Origin of the sequence: Ancrocorticia sp., assembly GCF_052089425.1 — a bacterium.
Lineage (GTDB): Bacteria > Actinomycetota > Actinomycetes > Actinomycetales > Actinomycetaceae > Ancrocorticia.
Window position 1 is genome coordinate 6588 of sequence record NZ_JBQCZW010000002.1, and the last position, 23783, is coordinate 30370.

Sequence of the window (23783 nt, forward strand, 5' to 3'; positions counted from 1 at the left end):
TTGGGCCGGGGGCATCGATACCGTGGGCTCTCAAATCCTCGTCAATGTGCTTGCTCAGACCTGCGACGGGGGAGCCGTGACAACATGTGGATTGACTGCCGGATCGGACCTACCGGCAACGATGATGCCGTTTATCCTGCGTGGGGTCACGCTGGCCGGGATCAGCTCCGTCAATACGCCTCGTCCTACACGCGAGAGAGTGTGGCAACGCCTTGCCGCAGACCTAGACAAAAGCGTGCTGGATTCGATGACAACCGAAATTGGCTTACAAGATGTTTTCGCACGCGCGCAGGATATCCTGCAAGGACGCGTTAGGGGCCGCACTGTGGTGGCTGTACGAAGGGCATAGTGCTCTGGTGGGCAGTGCTTTCGGGACCATGATTGCGACCGGTGCGTGGTTGGGGCTAGCCGGCGCTGCGATCATTCCTGCGTTGACCATCGGAAGATCTTTATAGCTGTGTCCTGAGGAACCTTTCCGGTGTACTGTCAAACCATGGTACGCATGGGAATTGTGGGCACGAACTACATCAGCGAGTGGTTCATTACGGCGGCCCTCAGAACTGACGGCAAAGTGGAGCCAGCCGCGATCTATTCGCGCACGCAAGAGCGCGCGGAGGAGTTCGCGAAAGAGCATGAGATCGAGCTTGCTTTTAGTGATTTTGACCAGATGGTGCAGGCAGTGGATGCCGTGTACATCGCGAGCCCTACGGGTATGCATCATGCTCAGGCTCTTCGAGCCCTCGACCTTGGGCGTCACGTACTCGTAGAGAAGACAATGGGTGCCTCCCTCAGCCAAGAGGAAGGAATCTTTCGCGCAGCCAAGGAACGCGGGCTCGTCGCAATGGAAGCAATGCGGCATCTACACACGCCACATCAGCAGATCATTCGAGACGCGCTCGCGAGAATCGGCACTCTCAGGTACGTGGACGTCCAGATGTTTCAGTACTCGGGAAGATACGACAAGTTCCGCGAGGGCACCGTCCTGAACGCCTTCCGTCCTGAACTAGGCAATTCGGCCATTGCAGACATTGGCGTTTACTGTCTTGAGTTCGCGTTAGATCTGTTTGGTGAGCCGAATTCATACGATGGCAACAGCGTGTATCTCCCCAATGGGTTTGAAGGAGCCGGCAGCGTTCAGTTCGTCTACGATTCGATGCTCGCTAATGTTTCCTATTCGAAGATTGTCCAAGGTACCAACCCAACCGCCATCTACGGTGAGGATGGCTCAATTACGGTCAATTACATTGGTGAACCGTCCCGAATCGAGCTGCACACGCGCAGGGGCACCGAGATTCTGCTTGACGTCCAACCGTCCGACGAAGCGAGCGGAATGAAAAGCGCCGGTATTTCGGGGCAGTATATCCAGCGGCCGTCCGCGCACCAATCTGATCAGATGCATCACGAGCTGATCACTTTTGCCGCCGCGGTGGAGTCTGGCCGCATCGATCCTAGGTGGGAGCAGACCACGCTGGCGGCCCGCGAGATCATGGACCGCCAGCTTGCCCGCGCACCTCGTCGGGGTTGAAGTCGCGGCGATGGGGTTGAAGGCCCGAGGACCGGATGCCGCGACCTACTTGATGAGACCGGACAGCTGGTCCAAGTCACCAATTTCTGCGCCGGAAAGTTCCACATCAATCGAGGCGATGAGCGGATCTACCTGCTCCGGAGTCCGTGCCGAGGCAATCGGTGCAACGATCGTGGGTTGTAGGCCCAACCAATGGAGCGCCACTGATGCCGGCTGAACCCCATGAGCCTGTGCAATTTCGCGGAGGCGATCAACAACGGCGAAAGCCTCCGGGCTGGCATACCCACGGACGTTTCCTGCCCGCTCGCCTGCGATATCGGCGGCACTCTTGTACTTGCCGGTGAGTAGTCCGGCGGCTAGACCCCAGTAGGGTAGGACGCCCATGCCGAACTCCTGCACAGTGGAGCGTAGGTTCTCTTCGTAATCCTTGCGGTATACCAAGTTGTAGTGGGGCTGGTACGCGACAGGGCGTTCGACTCCCTGTTCATCCGCAGCGTTGAACCATTCGCGGATCTTCGGTGCGGAGAAGTTGGACAAACCGACGTGGCGGATCTTGCCCTCCTGCTGGAGCTTGGCAAATGCGGTCACCGATTCTGCGACCGGTACATCCGGATCTTCCTGATGTGCGTAATACAGATCGATGTGGTCCGTGTGGAGTCTCTTGAGGGAGGCGTCGGCTGCCTTGGCAACGTTTTGGGCTGAAAGGCCGGGGAATTGTGGGTGCTGTGCAACCTTGGTGGCTAGCACGAGTTGATCGCGCTTACCGCTGGTGCTGAACCATTCTCCAAGAATTTCCTCAGAGTCGCCGCCGGAATTACCCGGAACCCACACCGAGTAGCTATCAGCGGTATCTACGAGATTGCCTCCCTGAGCGGTGAACTTGTCCAAAACGGCGAATGATGTCTCTTTATCAGATGTCCATCCGAAGGTGTTGCTGCCGAGGGCGAGTGGCGCTACGGTCAGGTCCGACGAGCCGATTGTTGGCATTGGTGATTCTCCTTTTGACGTTCCGTTTCCACCAACAAGGCTAGTCACTTCCCGCTGGCGTGAACCCCACGTTTAGCTTGAGGGAAAACAGGAATATCTTGTCACCTATAGTTGGGCACTTCGTGAGGTGGAAAAGGCAGAGCATTTCGTGAGGTTGAACGGGCAGAGGACGGGTGGGGCCAGTGGTTGGAGGTTATGCAATCTGGCCACGATGTAGAGCACAATAGAGGCATGCGTCTCATACGGTTCATTGCTGCAAGCTCCAGTTCAACAGGTCAGGTTCGATACGGCATCGTGGCCGGGGATGCTTTGGGGGATGGCGAAGAGGCTGAGATAGAAGAACTCGCCGCTAACGATCCATTCGCCGAACTCGTTACGGGTAAGTCTGTCGCAGAGTTAGAGCGGACGGGGCAGCGGTTCGGGCTTGGAGACGTCAGGTTATTGGCGCCTGTAGCCGGCCCTTCCAAGATCGTGGGCGTTGGTAAGAACTATGCGGAGCACATCAAGGAGTTCGATAGTTTTACCCCTGTGGAACCGCTGCTGTTCTTGAAACCTTCTACGGCAATCATCGGCCTAGGTGATCCGATTATTCTGCCGAGGTGGTCAGACAAGGTAGATCATGAAGCGGAGCTTGCGGTGGTGATTGGCAAGACCGCCAAGAATGTTGGCGTGAATGAGGCTCTGAGTTACATCGTGGGGTACACGGTGGCGAACGATGTTTCGGCGCGAGATATCCAGAAGAAGGATGGCCAGTGGACGCGTGCGAAGGGGTTTGATACGGCTTGTCCGCTCGGACCTTGGATCACGATTGATCCGAGGCTTGATCCAACGGATCTGCTCGTGACCGCAAAGGTAAACGGAGATCTTAAGCAGTCCTCCTCAACTGCTGCCATGCTCAACCCGGTGGCTGAGTTGATCGCCTTTATCTCTGGAGTCTTTACCCTACTTCCGGGAGATGTGATCCTCACAGGTACCCCTGCCGGAGTGAGTCAACTTCACGGCGGGGATACGGTGGAGGTTTCCGTGGCTGGCGTTGGTGCCCTCACCAATCCGGTCGTCGGAGAAGGCTAAGCTTTAACTGCCGGAGCATTGCGAGCCGGTGCCACAGAATGGCGGGCCGGTGCCACACAGCGTGGCGTACTGGTGCTCCAGCATGGCGAACCGGTGCCCTGTCCATCTCTGGTGGGAGAGATTTTGGCTGGTGAGGACTGGTTCAGCACTACAACATGACCATGCCGTCATCGGGCCAATCGCGAACTTCAGTATCTGCAGGAGCAAGATTCGTTGCTTGATTGATGAAAATGGGGCGTCCGTTCTGGTTGACGATTCCTTCGTGTACGGGCAGCGCTAGCTTGGGGTGCACGGCTCGCAGAAAATCAATCGTTTCACTCATCTTGGACCAAGGTGCCACTACCGCAAATGCCAGAGCATCGATGTCCGTGAATTCGGGTTCGGGTACGAGAGAATCGCCAGTGATGCCAAGCGTTGGCTCACCCTTGGCTTCGATAATGAATCCGGTGTTACCAACGCGCGGGATGTCTGGGTGAATCACGGCATGCTGACCGCCCACGGTTCGCACACTAACGCTTCCAAGCTTGTAAGTGTCACCCGCGGCGAAGGAGATAACTTCGTGCCCGAGCGCAGGCGCCTGCCCGGCACCGGCGGCTGGCCCATCGGATTCACCGGTGATTTGGGAGGCGGCTTCAGGTTCTGCAAGAACAACAGCACGGGGATTGCTGGCGATGGTTTCGGCGAGCAGATCGGCATCACAGTGATCTGCATGCTGATGGGTGATCATGATGGCGTCCAGTCCAGTTGGTGCCAGAGCACGAACGGGTTCAGTGCTGAAGTTGCCCGGATCAATGAGGATTCGCACGCCCGCTAGCTCGACGAGTAGGCACGAATGGTTGAGATGGCGTATCTGCATGTTTTCGATCCTTCCGTTGGATGTGAGGTAGTGATCCTCGGTATCTACAATATGGGATCGTTCAAGTTTCACATACCGGATGGATCTATTCTGGCCGACCGCTCTCGCACTACATTGTGCGTATGTCCGAGTCACCCACAACTCGTCCGACACTGCTCGTGTCAGGTGTTGCAGAACGCAGGTCAGCCGATCTGCGTGAAACAGCTCTGACCAAGCGCCTCATGCAGGGCGTGGCAGACGTGGCCGGTCAAGATTGGCACATCGAGGTGACGTGGGGCGAAGACGATGGGGAAGCTGGCGCCCTGTACAAGTTAGAGCACGCGGACGCCGTGTTGGTGATGGGTGGGCCGGATATCTCTCCCCATTTCTATGGCGGATCGTCAGTTTATCCGTTCTCAGGCGCACATTTCCCGCGCAGTGATCAGGCGCAGCTGGCCCTGATAGGCCGCGCTGTGCATCGCGGATTTCCCGTGTTGGGAATCTGCCGAGGCATGCAGGCGATCAACGTGGCCCTCGGCGGCACATTGATCCAACACATCGAAGCCCCCGGCCACACGAACCCACAGCTGCTTGAGGACTACAAGTTTTCGCGCCACGAAGTGGTGCTTGATCAAGCCTCTCGGCTGTCTCAGACCTTGTTCGGCAACACCGTCAAGAGCGCCGTGTCCAAGAGGAAGGCCACTATCCACAGCGCCCATCATCAGGCGGCAGACAAGATTGGCGAGGGCCTCAAGGTAGTCGCCAACGGCCTAGATGGAGTTGTGGAAGCCATTGAGCATACCAGTGCGCCGGTCTACGGCGTCCAGTGGCATCCGGAGGATCCCGATGCTAACCCAGCCGATTTCGCACCCCTCTTGGCAGGGTTGTGGAGGCATGTTGGGGATGGGGCGCCGTCGTCGTCGACAAAAAATAATCTCAGCTAATTACTCGGTCTGAACGCGGAAACTAACCAAAACGGGCCGTACCACCTACTCGTAGCCGAGAACCGCCTTGCCGAGGGCTTCGCCAATCGGCTCGTGGAGCACAAGAGTGGCTAAGGCGTCCGCTGGCGTGGGCTGCTTGTTGATGAGGATCAGCTCGTCGCCCTCAAAGTACTGTATGAGCCCGGCCGCGGGGTACACGGTGAGCGATGTGCCGCCCACAATCAGCGTATCGGCGGCCTCCAATTCCGCAACCGCGGTGCGGAGGGCGGCCTCGTCCAAGGCCTCCCCGTACAACACCACATCCGGTTTGATGATTCCTCCGCAGGAGTTGCAATAGGGAACCCCGCTCGATTCCAGAATGTGCTCGAGGCCGTAGTGCTGGCCGCAGGACATGCAGGTGTTGGAGAGTACCGATCCGTGCAGTTCGAGGACATTGCGTGAGCCGGCCATCTGATGGAGGCCATCGATGTTCTGGGTGATGATGGCCGAGAGCTTACCTTGGCTCTCGAGCCGAGCGAGCGCATCATGTGCAGGGTTGGGCTTGGCCTCCGGATGAAGGATCTTTTCGCGATAGAACTGGAAAAACTCGTCAGGGTGATCCATGAAAAAGCCGTGGCTGAGCACCTGCTCCGGCGGGACGGATGCCCCACTTGCCTGACTGTAGAGCCCATCGCCGGAGCGGAAATCAGGAATGCCGCTTTCGGTGGAGACTCCCGCGCCGCCCATAAACACGATGCGCTTGCTTTCGGTGAGGATTTGGCTGAGTGTGCTCATGTTTCCATTTTAGGAGGGCAACGGGCGGTATGAGGAGCTTTACCCAGAGCTTCCTGCATACCGGCAGGTGGTGCTGACAAGCCTCGACGGTTCAGCTGCCTCAGCCGAAGGCAAGGCCGTTGAACCGTCGGATACTACTCATTTCGATACCATGGTGGTATCTTCGTGCTATGGCTATGACCTTGAGGCTTAACTCCGAAGATGACCAGATTCTCACGCAGCTTGCCGAGGCGACTGGCGTGAGCAAGCAGGAGGCCACCACGCGCGCGATCCACGAGTCTGCGTCCCGTCATATCCATGAGGCGCAGATTTCGGATCTGTCCGCGGCAGCACGCGCACGGTATATGGATTTACTCGATCGCCTCGGCAAGTGACCGAGTACTTGAGTCTCGAGGACTTGCTTGTTCTCGCTTCTGACCTTTGTGTTGGACCTGTCAGAGACCTCGGCCTTTTGGAGGCAGCGGTCCGCCGGCCGAAGACCTCACTGTTCGGAACAGAAGCATATTCGAGTGTTCACGAAAAGGCGGCAGTACTTCTGGACTCTGTGGTCCGTAACCACGCGCTAGTTGACGGCAATAAGCGACTCGGATGGTTGTCAGTTGTGGTGTTCTATGGACTCAACGGGTTGGTGCTCGATGCCCCCGATGATGAAGCCTATGATCTAGTGATTTCGATAGCCAGCGGGACGGCAGACCATCACGAGACCGCTGTCGCGTTGGAGACTTGGGTGCACTAGGCCGTCGGATCGACTAGGCGCTACCTGCGGAAGGCGCTGATCCCCTCCGGATCGGATTCGAATCGATGATCTTTGGGCCTCGAACGGATCTAGGCGCTCGTTACGTGAGCCGGGCTGGGAGCTGTGGATCTGCGAATCGATCAATTGCCTCGCTCACATGTCCGTGCATAATCGTGGCCAGCTTATCCACGAGTTGCACAGGATCGGCCGCCAGATCATCGGCCACCCAATGGAGCACGTGCCCCAGCACGGTCAGCGTGAAGTGATCGATGATGAATGCGCGGTCTGCTGGGTCCAACGCGCGATGACCTTCGAGCTCCGCAACGATCGCTTCCATCATGGCACGCAATGTCTCATAGAAGAATCTTTCAAGCCTACGATGGCTAAGCGAGTTCACCACGGCGTGTACCTGATCGCGGTGAGTCTGCATGTACAGCAGCATTGTCTTGAATCCGTCAGCCCATTCGCTGTAGCTGGCGTGGGACATGACGTGGTTGGCGATATCCATCTCGAACACCCAGATCGCCAGTTCGTACACGTCAGCGAAGTGGTAATAGAACGCCTGTCGCGTGATACCTGTTTGGTGTGCCAGCGAAGAAACTGTCACCTTGGCGAGCGGGCGGGTTTCCAGCTGCTCCTTCAAGGCGCCACCGAGTGCGTGCTTGGTGTTGGCGGATCCCCGGTATGTCACGGCAGCTGGGCCTGATCGAGCGCCGTGGTAGCTAGTGGGGTGGGTCCATTAGTCATGCTGTGGTCCGGTCCTCGCATCATCAATTTGTGGGTGGTCCACCAACTATCGCATAAAGCACCCCACGATCGCGCACGTGTAGTCGCGGTTAGCATGATTCAGCAATTCTCCAGATACTGGCCCTAACAGTGTCCCAGAGTCAGTGCGCTCGACCATACGGGAGAAAGCTCTTGCGATATGCGGGACTATGGTCCGTCCATCGCCCCTACTGTGCTCGGGCAATTGGTGTAAAGCCGTGAGTTTTTGACACGTTGGCCGAACTGTCCATCGGCCTAGTCGCAAAGCAAAACCTAGCATCACTAGTGAGGACCGAGGCATGAAGGGTGCCTGTTCCATTTTCTTCAGTGTCGAGAAAGGCAGTGTCATGTTTCTGTTCGAATCCATCTCTTGGCAAGCGTGGGTGGCGTGGCTGGTGGTACTTGTAGCCCTGATTGGCTTCAATGAGCTCACTCGCCGTTACCGCGCGGCCGGCTGGGCCATATTCATCATCTTGCCCATCGTTCTGACCATCTTCGTGTGGCCAACCACCGCGGGTGGTGATTCCTCCACCGGAACATGGTTCCACTGGGTGAAGGTATATTCTGCGCTTGCGGGCGTGCTGGGCTTCATGCTGATCCGGTACCACAAGAGGGTAGCGGCGAATAGGTTCGCGCTCATGTTCCCGCCACTCATTCTGGCGATCAACATCATGGAGGCGTGCATTCGTGACTTCCAGGTTGGTGCCATGGGCGCTGACGGCATGGTTGACGGTGTGTACATGCTCTCTGGCCCGTGGAACTGGATGAACGGCATCGCGGGATTGATCAACCTCATCACGATCTGCGGATGGGTTGGTATCTTTATCAGCCGTGACAAGTCGAAGGATATGATCTGGCCAGACATGCTGTGGTTCTGGATCATCGCCTACGATCTGTGGAACTTCGCCTACGTGTACAACTGCGTTGGCGATCATTCCTTCTACGCGGGGGCGGCCCTTCTTATTTCCTGCACCATTCCGGCCTTCTTCATCAAGAAGGGTGCGTGGCTCCAGCACCGCGCATCAACGCTCGCCTTGTGGATGATGTTCACCATGGCAGTCCCGGGCTTTGTCTCAGATTCGGATTACGCCGTTGCTGCCAGCGGAGAGCCGGCTGCACTGTTCACCGTCTCTGCTATCGCACTGGTTGTCAACATTGCAGTGCTGGTGTACCAGATCCGCACGATGGTAGTTCGGCGGCGCAACCCACTGCGCGACGAGCTCTACCCAGAGCTTCCTGCCTACCAGCACGTCGTGCAGGCAAACGCTGAGGAATTGGCTGCCACAGCCGTAGATAAGGCTGTCTAGCGCGAGAAACCTCGATTGGTTAGGAAAATGACCGAGTGCGATTGGAAGAGGGGCGGGGTAGAGATGCCGTCGTCGTCGCCCTTTTACGGTGACCCACCCACGTAGTGGGAGGCGTAAAATGGACGACGACGAAGCCAGTACTAGGACGCGCTATGTGCGGACGGTGCCGAACCCTGTGGCTTCGGGTTCGAATCGATGATCTTCGGGCGGCGCGAGGCGATGTATGGTGTTTCGCCTACGATCGCGTTGTGGCTGCGCCACAGGAGGTACTTCATGCTCAGATTCGTCATCGTGGCGAAGCGGTTGCGGTTGGAGAGCAACTGCTGAACGTGCACGATCACCCAAATGAGCCATGCCGGGAAGCCCTTGAGCCGAATCGGCTTGGGGACGGGCAGGCCCTTGATCTCCGCGATGGCCGAGGCGCGACCGATCGTGGCCATCGTTCCCTTATCCGTGTAGGAGAATGCCTTGGGGACCGGGGCGCCGGAGATCTGAGCGGCGATCACGCTGGCCACATGCTGCCCGCCCTGAAGCGCCGGCTGCGCTAGCTGCGGCAGTGGCGTATCTGGGTTAACGGACACATCGCCAACAGCAAAAACATTGGCAAGCCCACGTACGCGTTGGTGATCGTCAACCTCGATGCGGCCGCCGCGGCCCTGAGGAAGGCCCCAATCAGCGATGGACGAATGCGCAGTGACGCCCGACGCCCAAATGACGATGGGGGTCTCCAAGAACGTCTGTTCGCCGGCATGCTCGACTGTCACACCGGTATTGGTGACTTCCTTGACCGCTGTTTCGAGGCGAAGGTCCACGCCACGTTCGCGCAGGGAATCAGCCGAGTATTCGCGCAACGATTCGGCGAACGGTCCAAGGACAGCCGGTCCCATTTCCACAAGGGAGATATGAATCCGGGATGGGTCAAGTTCAGGGTAGGTGACGGGCATGTCATGGTTGCGCATTTCCGCCAGTGCGCCCGCGGTTTCCACGCCGGTTGGGCCTGCTCCCACCACGACGATACGCAGATCGTGATCCTGATCGTTCATAGCGGCGTCCTCGAGCTCAGCGAAGATCTTGTCACGCAGCTTGAGAGCCTGCGAGCGCCGGTACAAGGGCATGGAATTCTCGCGTGCGCCGGGGATGCCAAAGTAGTTGGCGGTCACGCCGGTTGCGATGATGAGGTAGTCATACTTCACCACGATGTTGCCATCGAGAGTGAGGGAACGGTCCGCGTGGTCCATCGAAAGAACCGTGCCGCGGACAAATCGCACGTTGTCTTGGCGCGCACGCACGGCCCGGAGGAACCACGTGACATCCCCCGGATTGAGTGCGGCGGTGGCCACCTGATAGAGCAGCGGCTGGAAGGTGTTGTAGGTGTGGCGATCGATGAGCGTGATATCTACATCGGCGTTCGCCAGCTTACGTACTGCGGCCAAGCCTCCGAAGCCACCGCCAATAACAACAACATGTGGGCGCTTTGCCGCTGTGCCTGTAGCCTGTCCAGCTTGTGCTCTATCTTGCATGGACACCAGACTAACGTCCTAGATTGGCTCTCACTAGAGCGGGGAAGCGTGTTTCTGGACACGGGGGTGGCGCGCGCCTTGCTCCGTGCGATATCTGTACGCGAGCCACATCAGCCAGCACGCGAGGATTGCGGCTCCCGCCAGCGGAGATGCGTAGCTCGCTGCCGCCGTACAGATGCCGCCCGACCATCCGGAGGTGACGCGCTGGATCGTGCCAACAGGAATCGGGCCGAGTTCAGGGGTGTTGATCGTCAGGGACTCCGCTTCAGTACTGCGCTGAGCCGCTATGCCGCGGGCCGCGATCACCGCGGCCGGTAGAAGCGTGAGGATCGGTATCCAGAGGTACGTGGGCCATGCGTTGGGTTGTGCCGCTGGCGATGCCGCGGCCACAGCGTGGGGCCATGCGCCGCTGGCCAGCCCGAGCGAAGGATCGGCCACCGTGACCGCCCACATTCCGGCAAGGTAGACGGCGGCAAGGTAGGCCGCTCCAAGATAGACGATTGCGAGGCAAACGGCAGGCAGAGCGTTTCCAAGAAATACGGACCACGTGGCTCTCGGAACTCTGGCGAAACCGTGGCGAATACGAGATTCGCTCACCCAGTCAGTCCACACGGTAGAACTTCGGATGGCGTACCAGATGATCGATAGGGCGGCGAACGGCCACGCAAAGTCTGGAAGCCCGGCTGCGAGCAGTAGCGCGAACACCGTCAGGAGGGCTGCCGCGAACTTCCAGCTACTGCCGATGCCACGCCAGAACACCGTGGAGAGAAGGTGGGCGCGACGCCTTAAGCGGCGCCGATTCCCGGTTGCGCGAACCCCGGCCCGATGCCGCAGAGCTGAGGCGTCCAGCTGCATGAGGCTCAGGGCAGCTCCCTTAGCGTTCGCGTCGGCCTCCATGAGACTCCAGCGGGCAACCGCGTACATGTTGGTGGAGATACGGTGGTTATCGCCTTGAACGGAAAGGCCGGCGCCGAGCGTGAGAGGGACAGATGCAATAAGCACGGCGCTCAGAACACAGATGGTGGCAACGCTGTAGCCGATGTGCACTGCAATGGTCACGAGAAAGATGCCACCGAACACGGCGATGATCGTGTTGACGCCGGCCACTTGCAGGAGCTGGAGCGCCGGCGGGACATCATGCGTGCGCCACGCGAGTTCCGCGGGCGAGGCCCGAAATGGTCCGGCAAAGCGGGCGACTGCGAACTCTACAGCGCCAAGGGCACCCGCCGCGATCCACACGAGGGATGCAGCTGGAATGATCGCCTGACGAAAAGGTGCCGCGAGAGCAGGCGCAATCGAACTGGCAACCCCCGCCCAGAGTGCGGCGGCAACAGCCGCGCTCACAATCCAGTACCACGCCTCCGACGTCACACGGGCACCCTGTTGTCGTACTGTCATCAGGTGCCAGAAGCCAAGGTGATGGTCGCGGAGACCTCCCCGAGAAGCTGCGGGGCGTGGGTGGCGGCGATGACGGCGCGTTTTCCCATGTGATGGTGGAGGACTCTGCCAAGGATCCCTTGAAAATCGGAGTCCAAGCGTTGCTCTGGTTCGTCAATAAAGAGGATGCGCCAGGGCCGCACGAGTATGGACGCTAGGGCGGCCCGGCGCTGCTGACCGGAGGAAAGAGAATACGGCACTCTGTCCGCTAGGTCGGCCACTCCAAAAATCTCGAGTGCCTCGGTTGGAGTGGTGATTGATTCTTCCTCAAAGAACACCTCGAAGTGGTCGCGAATGGTGAGCCCGCGTAGCCACATCCACTCGTCCATCACTGCGTAGGTTAGCTCGTGATGGTCGGGGGAAGACGGTGTTGTTGGACGCCCGCCGATGGTGTAGCTATCACATTCCATGGGCTGGTAGCCAGCGAGCCCCCGCAGAAGAGTTGATTTGCCCGCACCGTTAGGTCCAGTCACCGCGATCAACTCACCGGGGCGGGCCGAAACGTCTAACCCGTCAATAACGTCATCGCCGCCGTAACCAATCCGTGCGTTCGTCACCTCTAAAATCGGAGCCTGGGCGGCAGCGGGTTGGGAGGCGCCTCGCGGATCGCCAACGGGAGCACCTCGGGGATCACCCACGGGAGCACCCTTGGGCGTATCTGCTGGCGTGGCAGCGGATACGCCCATTACATCGAAGCTGAGAGAATTGCGTGAACCTCATCGTAGGTCAACACGATGGGATTGCCTTTCATCGAACTCGCATTCATTGCCGCCTTGGTGGCCGCGTCAAGCTGGTCCTCACTCAGGCCCAAGCTTGCCAAACCGTCAACGCCTAGCAGGGAAACGGTCTCGCGAATCCACGCGACGCCGTCTTCCGCGCGAGCTTCAGGGTTGCCGGTGAGGAGCTGGGCAACAGTATCGTAACGAGCGATCGAAGGATTCTCAGGATCGCGCTCCTTCATCGCCGTAATGTTGGCCTCACAGCACTGGGCCAGCACAGCCGCGCACACGTTTCCGTGCGGCGCACCGGTCATTCCGCCCACGGGAGCGGCGATGCCATGAGCCGCCCCAAGCTTGGCGTTGGCAAGCGAGAGGCCCCCGAGCAGCGAAACGAACGCCATATCTTCACGGGCCCCATGGTTGGCGCCATCCGCATGGGCAACTCTCAGTCCGCGCGCGGCGCGCTGCATGCCTTCTTGAGCGAACAGATCCGTCAGTGGGTTTGCCTGACCTGATGTGAAGGGTTCGATGCACTGGGTCAGGGCATCCAAGCCAGACGAAGCGGTTACAGCCGGGGAACAGGAGAGCGTCAGAAGCGGATCCACGATGGCAACCGCGGGGATCATCGCCGGGCTGCGTAGGCTGGCCTTGAGCTTGTGCTCTGGCGAATAGATTGGCGCATTCGCCGTGACTTCGGCGCCGGTTCCTGACGTTGTAGGCAGAGCAATGACGGGAACGGATTGCGGCGCGAGTTTCTGCCCGCGGCCCACAACCTCCAGATAATCCATGAGATCGCCCTGATTGCGCAGCAGGATTCCCACGGACTTCGCGGTATCGATCACCGAGCCGCCGCCCAGCGCAACAATAACGTCCGGATGCATCGCGGAGGCTGCGGCCACCGCAGCTCGCACCCCGTCAACAGACGGCTCTCCGGAGCTGCGCCAGATCTCGAGCTTCGCAAGATCCCCCAATTCCTTCAGCGGTGAGGCCTCGGCATCCGTATGACGCCCGGTAATCACAAACGCGCGATCACCAAACTTCGCCACCTCGCTCAGTAGCTGATCTGATGCCCCGTCACCAAACGTGATGCGGCCGGCTGTGCTGAAACTGAAGGACATACTGCTCCTTTGATTTGATCCTTGTAGTCGAGCATATAGTCAAGCTTGGCACATTTCTGGCGGCTCTACTCAGCTTGCCGCTTGGCTTCCTCCTGACCGCTTCGCTTCCTCCTGAAGGATGGCCGAGAAATCGTGATCACCCAGCCCAGCCCGCTGGGCGCGAAGAAGCGCTTCGAGCGCAGCGCCGGTGGCCGGCAACGGATCGTTGGCGGTATGGATCATGAGCCGAGCGTCTTTGGCGATGGCGTCTGTAGAGAATTGAGCATCGGCGGTATCGCGCCCTAGCGTGAAGTCCCGCTTGAAATCGGCCATCCAGCCCAAGCTAGTTCCCTTGAGGAGATCCAGAACTCGTTCGGCGGCGAATCCCTCGGCACCCCCAAGCCGAATGGCCTCGGCAACTCCCTGTGCGGTCACGGCTAGGGCAAGATTCGCCAGCAGTTTCGCGGTGGCGGCCTCGGGTGCGGATTCGAGAAGTTTGAGCCGATCGGGATCGGCGTAGGCGCTCACGGCGTCTGCCACTGTTTGCCGCGCCAGTGCATCGGTGCCGCCTACGTACACACCAAGTTTCCCGGCCCGAGCCGGAGCAAGCGTCCCAACAACAGGAGTGTGGACGTAACGCACTCCGCGCCCGTGAGCCCATGTTTCAAACTCGCGAGCATCCTCCGGTGCCACGGTGGTGACGTCCGCCCACACGGTTCCTTCGGGCAGCAACTCGGCCCCCGTCACAATCTCTCGCACGGTTGCCGGCCCGAACAGACAGGTAACAACAAGGTCAGCGCCGCGGATCGCCGCCCCTGCATCATCGGCGAGTTCAGCGCCCGCCTCCACCACCCGTTGAGCCTTCTTAGCGGTGCGGTTCCACACCGTGATGTCGTGCCCACCGTGCTCGATCAATCGGAGCGCGAGCTCCGTCCCCATACGGCCAGTTCCCAAAAAAGCAATACGCATGGCTCCACACTAGTCCGCGTGTGCGGCTCGCGCGGACGCTTCCACCTTGTTCGATGCGTGATCGGTCCCGTGACAAGCCCGGGTGTCCGATCCGTTTCGCACGGGCGTCACATTTCGTTTCGCGTGGCCGCTGCGACCCGGTTACCGGTTCGGTCCAGCCGACACCTACGAGCTCTATTTCGCTCCGGCACCCCGCTGCCACTTGATGGGCGTCACGGTGCCGCTCTGCCAATCGCGGCGCAGCAGGCCGTAGGCCACAGAGGCCACCGGCTCCTCACCCTCTACCGGCCAAGATTCGCGGTAGTAGGCTTCCTGTACCCAGTGGGCACTCTCGAAAACGCGCCGCATGGGAATGTTGTCCTCGCGGGTTTGCCCTTCGAGCCGCGTCACATCGGGCATCGTGGTGAAAGCAAAATCGGCGATGGCGCGCAGGCATTCCACGCCCAGACCTTGCCCCCGCACGGCCTCGGATAGCCGCAGATCGAAGAGCGGAGCGTCATCGTCCAGATCCTCGAAAATGACCAGCCCGATGCGGCCCTTCCACTTCTCTTCCAACCAGTACGTCGCGTGATCCGAATTTGTGTAGGCGCCCTCGGCGATCCGCTGGTTAACCAGCTCCGCGCTGGGCTGGGAGATCACGTGATACGGGAAGAAATTCGACGTCATGAAATCGATGAACGCCTCACGATCAGCCGTATCCTCGGGTTGAAAGGGAATGAGCGTGACAGACATGGCGCGATTCTACGCGCGCAACGGCACGTTTCGCGGTAACGGCACCCCGGGTTTTTTAACGACGACGACGTTTTGAACGACGACGATACCTCCCCCGCAGATTCCTATCGGACAATCGGCGGAGGCTGGACGCCAACTTGTTCGGCGAATGCGTAGGCGATGCGTTGCCCGTTGAAGGAAACGCGCCCGTCAACTGCCTGGAGTGCGCTGAGCAGTGGTTCTTCTTCGCCGCCTTGGGCAACGTGCCAGCGTGCGATTTGCGCCGGGCTTGCCTCGGGATGGAACTGCAGAGCAAGGCCGGAACCAATGCGGAAAGCTTGGTAGTTGTAGGCGGTGGAGCTGGCCAAGAGCCGTGAATCCTGTGGCAGGCGCTCCACGGCATCGCTATGGGACAGGAAGCCCATGAGGACTTGATTCTTGGCTACATGGGAGATGATCGGATCGGAGAGTGCCGCATCTGTCAGGGTGAGTTCGGAGGCACCTTCTTCCAAGCCAGAAGGTCCGGGAACTGCCACGTGGCCGCCATATGCCTGAGCAAGAATTTGGTGCCCTAACCCGGTGGCAAGCACCGGAAGATGATTGTGGATCGCCTCTTTGAGGAGCCATCCCACTGGCTCGATCCACGGATGATCGATGCCATCATGGGAACTCATGAATCCGCCCAACAAGATGACGCCATCGCCAAGATCGGCAAGGGTTGGAACCGGGTCCTCCCACAGGTGCACCGTCTCCAATGTGATCCCACACTGAGTCAGCCACGCGTCAAATCGGTCAATCGTATGAGCGTGGTCTGGTTGCAGGATGGTTACCGTGGCCATAATTGGATTCTTGCAGGGTAGCAGGCCAATTGCCGCACTTTGGATGCGTGAGACTCCTTACCTTCCGCCAAATTGTGGGCTTTCACGCGGCTGTTCTGGGACAAAGGTAAGGCGTTTCACGGATGCGGCGGCCGGTGTCTCACGTCCCGGTGCTGCTGCACTGCGGCGTCCAGGGATCTTTGCACGGATAGTGTGTAGAGGGTTGAATGGAGCGGGAACGCGCCTCAGGAAGGACACCACCATGCGCTTATCACTTGTTCTGGGTTCGGGCGGCGCTCGCGGATACGCACACATCGGCGTGATCGAAGAAGCCAAGGCTCGCGGCCACGAGATCGTGGCGATCTCTGGCTGTTCGATTGGTGCGCTGGTTGGTGGGCTAGAAGCCGCAGGCGGACTCGATGATTTCACGGAGTGGGCGCGAGGGCTTTCGCAGCTTCAGGTTATACGGATGCTTGATCTGACGCTCGGGGAGGCGGGCTTCGTCAAGGCGGACAGAATTATCGAAGAGGTCAACGGATTCTGCGGAGGAGTCCGTATCGAGGATCTGCCCATTCCCTTCACCGCCGTTGCCAGCGATCTGACCGCACGGCGCGAGGTGTGGTTTCAAGAAGGCATGCTGTACAAAGCGATTCGTGCATCGATTGCGATGCCGGGGGTGATCACTCCGGTACGCATGCAGGGCCATATCCTTGTGGACGGTGGCGTTTGCAATCCTGTCCCGATGGAGCCCACCCTTTCTGAGCCCTCGGACGCCACCGTAGCTGTGTCGCTCGCAGGCGGATCACCGTTGGTTCAATCCCGTTGGGCTGTGGCAAATTCGGACGAGATCCACGCCGAAAAAGACGGCACAGTGGCTTCTCGTGTGGCTCGCGAGTTCGAGGAGCTTATGCAATCTGAGACAGTCCGGTCATTGCAGGCGCGCATTGCTTCGCGCCCCCGCCGTGGCACCGCGGAAGCCGGGGGTACCACGGAAGCGGGAGGCACCACCGGCGATAGCATCACGGATCTTCCCGGCACTGCTGATCTCATTGAGCTGGGCAAAGCCGATATCTCAACACTGGACTTGGCACAGCAAGCCATCAGTACGATGCAATCAATGATTGAGCGGTATCGCGCCGCAGCTAACCCAGCACAAGTGAGGATCGCAGTGCCGCTGGGGGCCGGCGGCACGCTAGATTTCCACCGCGCCAGTGAACTCATCGAGCTCGGCCGCGAACTGGCGGCCGAGGCCTTCGATCGAGCAGGAATCTAGAGCAGGCCGCAGGGATTCAGAGTAGGCAGTGACGCCAAGCCCAACCTCAACGGTCCGATCATCGGGTGCGTACGTGGGTCATCCGCAACACTGCCACCGCCGAACCCACCCCACACGATCCGATCATTGTGTGCGGACGTGGGGTGCCGTCGTCGTCGTTAAAATCCCCGACTACTTGTGCGCCGTCTCTTCGTCCGCGTAGATCTTCTTGATGAGATGATCGAAGTGCTCGATCGCGTGCGACCGCCGGATTTTGAGGGTGGGTGTGGCGGTGCCATCATCGACGGTCATTTCCGCGGGCAGGATCTCGAACCGCTTGACGGTCTCCCAATGATCCAAGGTCTTGTTGGCGGCTTCAACATCGCGTTCAACAACCGAATGAATCTGCGGCAAACTGATCGCCGTGGAGTAATCGATATCGCCCAAATCGTTGGCCTTGCACCACTGGGCGACCCACTCAGGATCCAGCGAAACTAGCGCGGCACAGAACTTGTGACCCTCGCCAACCACCACAGCCTGAGAGATCGCCTGAGACGTGCCGGTGAGCGCGGACTCCACCTCGGATGGTGATACGAACTTCCCGTTGGACGTCTTGATCACATCCTTCATCCGGTCAGTGATGTAGAGGAACCTATCCTTGTCCAGATGGCCGATATCTCCGGTGTGGAACCAACCGTCGTGGATCTGCTGGGCGGTCAGCTCCGGATCGTTGTGGTACCCGCGCATCACGCCGGGTCCCTTGATAAGAACCTCGCCGGTATCGGGATCGATGCGGGTAGTGGAGCCCGGGATAACCCTGCCAACCGAACCAAATCGTGGCTCCTTTGGACGATTGAAGTAGCTGACTGCGGCAGTTTCCGTGACGCCGTAGCCTTCCAAGAGGGGTACGCCGATGTTGAAGAACCACCGCTGCAGGTCAGGATTCAACTTCGCCGAACCAGAGATAACAAACTGGAGGCGGCCGCCCAGCTTCTCGCGGATGGTGCTGAACACCAGCTTGTTCGCAAGCGCATACTGAGCCGCAAGCCCCTTGGGCATCTTGAGCCCAGCAGAGCGGTACGGGAACGCCTTTTCGCCCACGTTCATCGCCCACGTGATGATCTTGCCCTTGGGGGTATCGGCAGGTGCAGCAGCCAATGCCGATGTGCGCACCTTCTCGAAGATTCTGGGAACGCCGCACATGAAATCGGGTTTGAGCTTGGCCAGGTTCGGCACGATCTGATCGATACGCCCATCAACAGCGGTGATGGCCCCAACGTACAGATTGATGGGGAGCATGCACTTGCCGAAACCGTGGGCCAACGGCAGCCACAGGAAGTGGATCATGCGATCGTAGATCGCATCGTTGGCACCCCAACCAATGCCCTGATAGATCCATGTGCCGTGAGTGAGCTCAACGCCCTTTGGCCGCCCGGTGGTGCCCGAGGTGTAAATGATGGTGGCAAGCGTGTCCTGATTGGTCTTGTCCTGAGCTTCGCCAACGCAGCGTGGGAAATCGTTGAGGTAATGAGTACCCAGATCGCGCAGTTGATCCCAGGTGTGAACGCGCGGATCGTCGATCGTGACGCCGCCTTGCAGGACGATGATGTGCTTGAGCGCGGCAGCGGCCGGGCCCGAATCAAGGATCTTTTCCAGCAGCTTCTGGTCCTGAACGAACAGCCACGAACTGGCCGAATCCTCCAAGATCAGGGCGATATCGCTCTGGCGTGTGTTGGGGTAAACGGTGCAGGTGACTCCGCCAATCGTGCCGAGCGCGAGATCCGCCATGATCCAACGGATCGAGGTGCCAGCGCAGATGGAGGCAACCTCACCGAACGAGAAATCCAGACTGATCAGCCCAGCAGCAATTTCGTGGACCCAATCCCGAAATTCTGCCCATGAGGCTTCCTGCCAATTACCGGAATCGTCCGGATACATCCAGCCGACCTGATGGGGGAGCCGATCGGCGCGATCGTCCAGCGCCGAGCCGATGTTTGGCCAAGCGTTATCGAAAGCTCGTTGGATTTCCGGGGTGACACCTTCGGGTAAGTACGCAACCATACCCCCAGACTAGTGCCAAGGGATCGGCGAGAAGCAAACGCGAGCCGTTGCCTAGGCGCCGCCCCGCTTCGAGTTTGGCGCGTTGGCCCCGGTAGGATCGCAATCATGCAGATCTCCGAAGCAGGCTATGACGATGTTCCCGCTATCGCCGCACTCATGGCGGCCAGTTTCGCCCACGATCCTGTCATGGCACAGTTCTTTCCCAGTGCCAACGGCCGCAACGAAGCGATGACCAAAGTGTTCAGAATCGAATTGGAGCAGTTCTACATTCCTCTAGGTGTTGTGGATGTTGTGCGCGCGAGCGGTACTGGTAGCGACGCAGGAGGCACTGGTAGCGACACAGGCGGCACCGGCACCCGAGTGAGCGGCACTGGCGCCCAACCGCGCGACCAGATTCTTGGCACGGCGCTCTGGGCGAAACCAGAGGTTGCTATGACCAGATGGGACGAGGCCAAGATGACAGCCCGCATGGCCCGTGTGCTTGGCCGTCACATCTTCCAGTACATGCACCTAGATCGCTTCGATTCGGCCGCCGCTCCCAAGTTCCCGCACTGGTACCTCTACACTGTGGCCGTTGATCCGCAGGCTCAAGGGCAGGGGGTCGGCGGAAAGCTGCTGGAGTATGGGATCGCCCGTGCCGGCGATTCACCTATATATCTGGAGTCCACCACTGAAGGATCTCAAAAGCTGTACGAGCGTAAGGGGTTTCAGCCTCTCGGCATCATTCCGTCACCCATCAAATCCCCTGAAGTTGGTATGTGGCGCCCGGGCCGAGTCAACGGCTTGCGCAGGGACTAGATGCTGGCTGTCGGGATGCTACAAGCACGCGAAGATCACGGAACGGTAAAGATCTGCTGGGTATTCGATGGGTGATTGGCCGCGCACCGGGTAGATGCGTCTACACTTAATCACTATGCGAAGTAGAAAGCAGAAGATTTCTGGCGCACCACCGGAGATTGAGTACTCGGAAGATCTCGCTGCCTTCATCTCAGCCGCTCCAACGAGCTTTCACGCAGCTCGCGAAGTGGCACGCAGGCTCGACGCCGCAGGGTTTACCCCTCAGGATGAGTCTGAGGATTGGGATGGCTCGGTTGGTGGCCATTACCTCGTCCGGGATGGAGCTGTTGTGGCGTGGCGAATTCCCGAAGGTAAGCCAAGCGCCTTCCGTATCGTCGGCTCGCACACGGATTCGCCGAGCTTCAAAGTCAAGCCTTCAGCCACGTCAACCCATTTCGGATTCTCACAGATCAACGTGGAAACCTACGGCGGTCTGCTGGCCAACTCGTGGCTGAATCGCGAGCTTGGGCTGGCGGGCCGGATCGTGACCCTAGATGGCTCAGAGCATCTGGTCACAACAGGCCCGCTCATGATGATCCCTCAACTGGCGCCCCACCTTGACCGATCCGTACGCGAGAAGCTCACCCTGAATCCGCAGAAGCACCTGCACCCCGTCTGGGCGCTGGACGGCGCCTCACAGGCGGGGAGTCTGGGAGACATAAACGGATCTGCCCACCTCGCGCGCCAGTCGCAGGAGCTAGCGCAGTCACAAGAACCAGCGCAGAGGGACTTTGCCCACGAGTTCACCAACGTGTTGGTGAACTCGATCGATACCACGGAACACATCGAACCCGCGGGGCGGGGGCGAGGGGGCGATAGTTCGCCGTCGTCGTCGATTAATCCCGAACACATCGCCGGGGCGGACCTCTTTGCCTACGACTGCCAAACTCCCGAAATTATGAACGGGACGTTCTTGGCGGCGGGGCGGCAGGACAACCTCGTCTCCGTGCATGCCTCTCTGCGTGCGCTGATTGCTGCCGATTCGCCTGAAATCGCCGTGATGGCGGCTTTTGATCACGAGGAAGTCGGTTCGCAAACCGCCGCTGGCGCCTCGGGACCGCTGCTGGAGACCACCCTGCAGCGCATCGCGATCGCGGCTGGGCGCACGCAGGATCAGATCTATCAGATGTTCGCGCGCTCAAGTTGCGTCAGCTCGGACGCGGGGCACTCCGTCAATCCGAACTATGCCGAATTCCATGACCCGGATCAGTTTCCCGTGATGGGGCGCGGGCCGATGATCAAAATCAACGCGAATCAACGCTACGCATCCGACGGGCGCGGCCAAGCGCTGTGGCTGCGCGCCTGCCACGAGGCCGGTGAGCCGACACAGGAGTTCGTATCCAACAACGCCGTGAGCTGCGGCAGTACCATTGGCCCTTTGACGGCCACGCGGCTGGGAATCGCGACGGTGGATGTGGGCGTTCCGCTCCTGTCCATGCACTCCGTGCGCGAGCTCTCCGCCGTTCGGGACGATCACGCACTGTCCAACATCATGAAGGGCTACTGGAATCTTGCATAAGCCCCCAATTTACAACGCCGCCCGTACCCTTGATCAGGCGGCCTTCGCGCACCCGGACCGCCCCTCCATCACGTATGGAGAGCGGGTGCTCACCGTGGCTCAGGCCGACGAGCTGACACGCCAGCTCGCCCACCTTCTCGCGCAGGCCGGGGTGAGTACCGGCGATCGCGTGATGCTCGCATCCCACAATTCGCCCTATCACCTGCTCACGCACATCGCATGCGCCCGCCTTGGCGCCGTGTTTGTTCCCGTATCCTTCCGGCTCACGCAGCTGGAACTTCAAGAGCTGGTGGATTTCGTTTCACCGCGCGCCATCATCTGCGAGCCCGAGATCGCTGCCCGCGGAGCTTTTGTTTCCACCGGGACGCTGCTCCAATTTGTGATCGATGACGATGTTCAAGCCGGGCCCCTATCCGCCGGTTTTGCGAATGGATACCTCGCGCTGGGGGCCGCCATGAGTCCCCACGATGCGTCAATGATCTCCGATACCCGCAACACCGGGATGATGGGCCTGAACCAACACGGCTACCCGGACGGGCTGGCGATGCTCATGCTCACCTCCGGCACCGTCGGCAAACCCAAAGCCGTGAGCCTGACCCACGCCAACCTGTGGTGGGGATCGCGCAACTTCCGTGACGGCTTCGAGTACCGCACCGATGAGACGGTGCTGGCAGTTGCGCCGTTCTCTCACATCGGCGGCTTCAACGGCACCACCTTGGATGTGTTCACCGGAGGCGGTCACGTTGTGATTGAACGCTACTTCGATCCCGCGAGGACCCTTCGTGACATCGAGGAACACCGCGTCAACATCATGTTTGCGGCCCCCACGATGTACATTGCGCTGGTCAATCACCCCGATTTCGCTACCCGAGACCTCTCCTCGTGGCGCCTACCGCTGGTGGGCGGCTCGCAGGTGCCCGCGCCCTTGCTCGGGCGGCTGGCTGCGCGCGGGCTCCGGCCACTCAACGTGTGGGGCATGACCGAGACGGCGGCGCCCGGCGCCTACCTTCCCTTCGAGCACTGTCCCAATCGCCCCGGCTCCATCGGACGGCCCTTCGCCTACATCGAAGCCCGGCTACGTGATCCGAAGAGCGGCAAGGACGTTGGCCAAGGAGAAATTGGAGAACTCCTTGTTCGCGGGCCTAGCGTGACCTCCGGATACTGGCACGGGGAGACCTACTCCGACGATGCCTTCGTTGGTGATTGGCTTCGCACCGGCGACCTTGCCGAGCTGGACAGCTGCGGATTCCTCTCTATCGTTGGACGGCTACTCGATCGGATCATGACCGGCGGCGAAGGCGTGCTTCCCGATGAAGTCGAAAGCGTTCTGCGGCAGCTGCCGGGGGTCCGCGACGCCGTTGTATGCGGAGTTCCCGATGACGTGTGGGGTGAACTCATCGTTGCTGGGCTCGAACTTGAGGATGGCGTGAGCGAGCCGAGCTTCTCCGATGTGGAAAGCTTCGCCAGCAAGATGCTCGGGCGCTACAAGCTTCCGCGCTTCGTGGCAGTGTTCGATCGCATTCCCTTGACGTCTAATGACAAGACCGATCGGCCGGCTGCGCGTTCCATTATCGGGGCGTTGATGAAGGATCAGGGCGTCACGGCGGAGGATTTGCGCCCGCAGTAGTGCTCGGGGGCGGCAATATCCCGGTCTCATTTCCGTATGCTGTAGTAGCCATGCGTATAGAGGTGGCTTACACCAAATACGGAGCTGTAGCAGGGGTGATGCTTCGGCGTGAGGTGCTGTTCGGGTGTTCACTTCCGCATGCTGTAGTAGCCGTGCGAATACGGATAGCTACTACAGAATACGGTTCTATAGCGCGGGTGAGGCATCGGCGAAATAACCACACCGGGGCCACCTACACCGGGGCGACCCGCAACCGGCCACCCACAGCCGGC

The 23783-nt window shown here is 59.7% G+C and carries 22 protein-coding genes and 1 pseudogene; 11 read left to right on the top strand and 12 right to left on the bottom strand.

Translation table 11 applies throughout. The features are described 5' to 3' along the window. A pseudogene (locus tag ACTHV6_RS00900) lies at positions 1-349 on the top strand (oxidoreductase); the annotation flags it as partial. A 144-nt stretch (positions 350-493) separates the two neighbouring features. Then, positions 494-1525 (top strand): Gfo/Idh/MocA family protein, encoded by a 1032-nt coding sequence (locus tag ACTHV6_RS00905; protein ID WP_441385381.1) that lies wholly within the window; start codon positions 494-496, stop codon positions 1523-1525. A gap of 45 nt (positions 1526-1570) precedes the next feature. Here the strand turns inward: ACTHV6_RS00905 and ACTHV6_RS00910 are convergent, their stop codons facing one another. Then, positions 1571-2512: an aldo/keto reductase gene (locus ACTHV6_RS00910; RefSeq protein WP_441385382.1), complete on the bottom strand. Its 942-nt coding sequence runs from the start codon at positions 2510-2512 to the stop codon at positions 1571-1573. Positions 2513-2743: 231 nt separating this feature from the next. On the opposite strand from ACTHV6_RS00910, the gene ACTHV6_RS00915 reads away from it, so the two are divergent. After that, complete coding sequence (locus ACTHV6_RS00915) at positions 2744-3583, top strand: fumarylacetoacetate hydrolase family protein (RefSeq protein WP_441385383.1); 840 nt, start codon at positions 2744-2746, stop codon at positions 3581-3583. 148 nt (positions 3584-3731) lie between these two features. On the opposite strand, the gene ACTHV6_RS00920 is transcribed toward ACTHV6_RS00915, so the two are convergent. Then, positions 3732-4439, bottom strand: coding sequence for an MBL fold metallo-hydrolase (locus ACTHV6_RS00920; protein ID WP_441385384.1), 708 nt, complete (start codon positions 4437-4439; stop codon positions 3732-3734). Positions 4440-4561: 122 nt separating this feature from the next. Here ACTHV6_RS00920 and ACTHV6_RS00925 point away from each other — a divergent pair, with 122 nt between their 5' ends. Then, entirely contained in the window at positions 4562-5362 is an 801-nt protein-coding gene (locus ACTHV6_RS00925; RefSeq protein WP_441385385.1) for a gamma-glutamyl-gamma-aminobutyrate hydrolase family protein, read from the top strand. A gap of 45 nt (positions 5363-5407) precedes the next feature. Here the strand turns inward: ACTHV6_RS00925 and ACTHV6_RS00930 are convergent, their stop codons facing one another. Further along, the gene (locus ACTHV6_RS00930) at positions 5408-6136 is read right to left on the bottom strand and encodes an NAD-dependent protein deacylase (RefSeq protein WP_441385386.1); all 729 of its coding nucleotides are present in this window, start codon (positions 6134-6136) and stop codon (positions 5408-5410) included. A gap of 170 nt (positions 6137-6306) precedes the next feature. Here ACTHV6_RS00930 and ACTHV6_RS00935 point away from each other — a divergent pair, with 170 nt between their 5' ends. Beyond that, positions 6307-6510, top strand: a complete 204-nt coding sequence (locus ACTHV6_RS00935; RefSeq protein WP_441385387.1) for a CopG family transcriptional regulator — start codon at positions 6307-6309, stop codon at positions 6508-6510. Next, complete coding sequence (locus ACTHV6_RS00940; RefSeq protein ID WP_441385388.1) at positions 6507-6872, top strand: type II toxin-antitoxin system death-on-curing family toxin; 366 nt, start codon at positions 6507-6509, stop codon at positions 6870-6872. The genes ACTHV6_RS00935 and ACTHV6_RS00940 overlap by 4 nt, the downstream gene beginning before the upstream one ends. A gap of 100 nt (positions 6873-6972) precedes the next feature. Here the strand turns inward: ACTHV6_RS00940 and ACTHV6_RS00945 are convergent, their stop codons facing one another. Beyond that, entirely contained in the window at positions 6973-7563 is a 591-nt protein-coding gene (locus tag ACTHV6_RS00945) for a TetR-like C-terminal domain-containing protein (protein ID WP_441385389.1), read from the bottom strand. Between the two features lie 421 nt (positions 7564-7984). On the opposite strand from ACTHV6_RS00945, the gene ACTHV6_RS00950 reads away from it, so the two are divergent. Beyond that, the gene (locus ACTHV6_RS00950; RefSeq protein WP_441385390.1) at positions 7985-8944 is read left to right on the top strand and encodes a DUF5692 family protein; all 960 of its coding nucleotides are present in this window, start codon (positions 7985-7987) and stop codon (positions 8942-8944) included. 140 nt (positions 8945-9084) lie between these two features. On the opposite strand, the gene ACTHV6_RS00955 is transcribed toward ACTHV6_RS00950, so the two are convergent. The 7 genes from ACTHV6_RS00955 to ACTHV6_RS00985 form a co-directional block, all read right to left on the bottom strand. After that, positions 9085-10464, bottom strand: a complete 1380-nt coding sequence (locus ACTHV6_RS00955) for an NAD(P)/FAD-dependent oxidoreductase (protein WP_441385391.1) — start codon at positions 10462-10464, stop codon at positions 9085-9087. A 33-nt stretch (positions 10465-10497) separates the two neighbouring features. Further along, a complete protein-coding gene (locus ACTHV6_RS00960; RefSeq protein ID WP_441385392.1) occupies positions 10498-11862 on the bottom strand; it encodes a hypothetical protein in 1365 nt (454 codons plus the stop codon). Next, complete coding sequence (locus ACTHV6_RS00965; protein WP_441385393.1) at positions 11862-12587, bottom strand: ABC transporter ATP-binding protein; 726 nt, start codon at positions 12585-12587, stop codon at positions 11862-11864. Before ACTHV6_RS00965 ends, ACTHV6_RS00960 begins: the two co-directional genes overlap by 1 nt. After that, a complete protein-coding gene (locus ACTHV6_RS00970) occupies positions 12587-13738 on the bottom strand; it encodes an iron-containing alcohol dehydrogenase (RefSeq protein WP_441385394.1) in 1152 nt (383 codons plus the stop codon). Before ACTHV6_RS00970 ends, ACTHV6_RS00965 begins: the two co-directional genes overlap by 1 nt. Positions 13739-13807: 69 nt before the next feature. Beyond that, on the bottom strand, positions 13808-14686 hold the full coding sequence (locus ACTHV6_RS00975; protein ID WP_441385395.1) for an NAD(P)-dependent oxidoreductase: 879 nt from the start codon (positions 14684-14686) through the stop codon (positions 13808-13810). Between the two features lie 174 nt (positions 14687-14860). Next, on the bottom strand, positions 14861-15418 hold the full coding sequence (locus ACTHV6_RS00980; protein ID WP_441385396.1) for a GNAT family N-acetyltransferase: 558 nt from the start codon (positions 15416-15418) through the stop codon (positions 14861-14863). 104 nt (positions 15419-15522) lie between these two features. Beyond that, positions 15523-16236 carry a type 1 glutamine amidotransferase gene (locus ACTHV6_RS00985; RefSeq protein WP_441385397.1) on the bottom strand — a complete coding sequence of 238 codons (714 nt, stop codon included), beginning with the start codon at positions 16234-16236 and terminating at the stop codon, positions 15523-15525. Between the two features lie 241 nt (positions 16237-16477). Between ACTHV6_RS00985 and ACTHV6_RS00990 the strand changes: the two genes are divergently transcribed. Continuing rightward, positions 16478-17488 (top strand): patatin-like phospholipase family protein, encoded by a 1011-nt coding sequence (locus ACTHV6_RS00990; protein ID WP_441385398.1) that lies wholly within the window; start codon positions 16478-16480, stop codon positions 17486-17488. Between the two features lie 171 nt (positions 17489-17659). On the opposite strand, the gene ACTHV6_RS00995 is transcribed toward ACTHV6_RS00990, so the two are convergent. Then, positions 17660-19528, bottom strand: coding sequence for an AMP-dependent synthetase/ligase (locus ACTHV6_RS00995; protein WP_441385399.1), 1869 nt, complete (start codon positions 19526-19528; stop codon positions 17660-17662). Positions 19529-19633: 105 nt separating this feature from the next. Between ACTHV6_RS00995 and ACTHV6_RS01000 the strand changes: the two genes are divergently transcribed. From ACTHV6_RS01000 to ACTHV6_RS01010, 3 genes are all read left to right on the top strand, one after another. Then, positions 19634-20326 (top strand): GNAT family N-acetyltransferase, encoded by a 693-nt coding sequence (locus ACTHV6_RS01000; RefSeq protein WP_441385400.1) that lies wholly within the window; start codon positions 19634-19636, stop codon positions 20324-20326. Positions 20327-20441: 115 nt separating this feature from the next. After that, positions 20442-21884, top strand: coding sequence for a M18 family aminopeptidase (locus tag ACTHV6_RS01005; protein ID WP_441385401.1), 1443 nt, complete (start codon positions 20442-20444; stop codon positions 21882-21884). Continuing rightward, a complete protein-coding gene (locus ACTHV6_RS01010) occupies positions 21877-23511 on the top strand; it encodes a class I adenylate-forming enzyme family protein (RefSeq protein ID WP_441385402.1) in 1635 nt (544 codons plus the stop codon). Before ACTHV6_RS01005 ends, ACTHV6_RS01010 begins: the two co-directional genes overlap by 8 nt. Positions 23512-23783 lie beyond the last annotated feature (272 nt).

What these genes read in the sequence shown, in the direction of transcription:
- ACTHV6_RS01000 (WP_441385400.1), top strand. Translation starts at nt 19,634, where the DNA reads ATGCAGATCTCCGAAGCAGGCTATGACGATGTTCCCGCTATCGCCGCA.
- ACTHV6_RS00930 (WP_441385386.1), bottom strand. Translation starts at nt 6,136, where the DNA reads ATGAGCACACTCAGCCAAATCCTCACCGAAAGCAAGCGCATCGTGTTT.
- ACTHV6_RS00995 (WP_441385399.1), bottom strand. Translation starts at nt 19,528, where the DNA reads ATGGTTGCGTACTTACCCGAAGGTGTCACCCCGGAAATCCAACGAGCT.
- ACTHV6_RS00920 (WP_441385384.1), bottom strand. Translation starts at nt 4,439, where the DNA reads ATGCAGATACGCCATCTCAACCATTCGTGCCTACTCGTCGAGCTAGCG.
- ACTHV6_RS00975 (WP_441385395.1), bottom strand. Translation starts at nt 14,686, where the DNA reads ATGCGTATTGCTTTTTTGGGAACTGGCCGTATGGGGACGGAGCTCGCG.
- ACTHV6_RS00910 (WP_441385382.1), bottom strand. Translation starts at nt 2,512, where the DNA reads ATGCCAACAATCGGCTCGTCGGACCTGACCGTAGCGCCACTCGCCCTC.
- ACTHV6_RS01005 (WP_441385401.1), top strand. Translation starts at nt 20,442, where the DNA reads ATGCGAAGTAGAAAGCAGAAGATTTCTGGCGCACCACCGGAGATTGAG.
- ACTHV6_RS00960 (WP_441385392.1), bottom strand. Translation starts at nt 11,862, where the DNA reads ATGACAGTACGACAACAGGGTGCCCGTGTGACGTCGGAGGCGTGGTAC.
- ACTHV6_RS00905 (WP_441385381.1), top strand. Translation starts at nt 494, where the DNA reads ATGGTACGCATGGGAATTGTGGGCACGAACTACATCAGCGAGTGGTTC.
- ACTHV6_RS00985 (WP_441385397.1), bottom strand. Translation starts at nt 16,236, where the DNA reads ATGGCCACGGTAACCATCCTGCAACCAGACCACGCTCATACGATTGAC.
- ACTHV6_RS00980 (WP_441385396.1), bottom strand. Translation starts at nt 15,418, where the DNA reads ATGTCTGTCACGCTCATTCCCTTTCAACCCGAGGATACGGCTGATCGT.
- ACTHV6_RS00990 (WP_441385398.1), top strand. Translation starts at nt 16,478, where the DNA reads ATGCGCTTATCACTTGTTCTGGGTTCGGGCGGCGCTCGCGGATACGCA.
- ACTHV6_RS00915 (WP_441385383.1), top strand. Translation starts at nt 2,744, where the DNA reads ATGCGTCTCATACGGTTCATTGCTGCAAGCTCCAGTTCAACAGGTCAG.
- ACTHV6_RS00955 (WP_441385391.1), bottom strand. Translation starts at nt 10,464, where the DNA reads ATGCAAGATAGAGCACAAGCTGGACAGGCTACAGGCACAGCGGCAAAG.
- ACTHV6_RS00965 (WP_441385393.1), bottom strand. Translation starts at nt 12,587, where the DNA reads ATGGGCGTATCCGCTGCCACGCCAGCAGATACGCCCAAGGGTGCTCCC.
- ACTHV6_RS00970 (WP_441385394.1), bottom strand. Translation starts at nt 13,738, where the DNA reads ATGTCCTTCAGTTTCAGCACAGCCGGCCGCATCACGTTTGGTGACGGG.
- ACTHV6_RS00950 (WP_441385390.1), top strand. Translation starts at nt 7,985, where the DNA reads ATGTTTCTGTTCGAATCCATCTCTTGGCAAGCGTGGGTGGCGTGGCTG.
- ACTHV6_RS00935 (WP_441385387.1), top strand. Translation starts at nt 6,307, where the DNA reads ATGGCTATGACCTTGAGGCTTAACTCCGAAGATGACCAGATTCTCACG.
- ACTHV6_RS00925 (WP_441385385.1), top strand. Translation starts at nt 4,562, where the DNA reads ATGTCCGAGTCACCCACAACTCGTCCGACACTGCTCGTGTCAGGTGTT.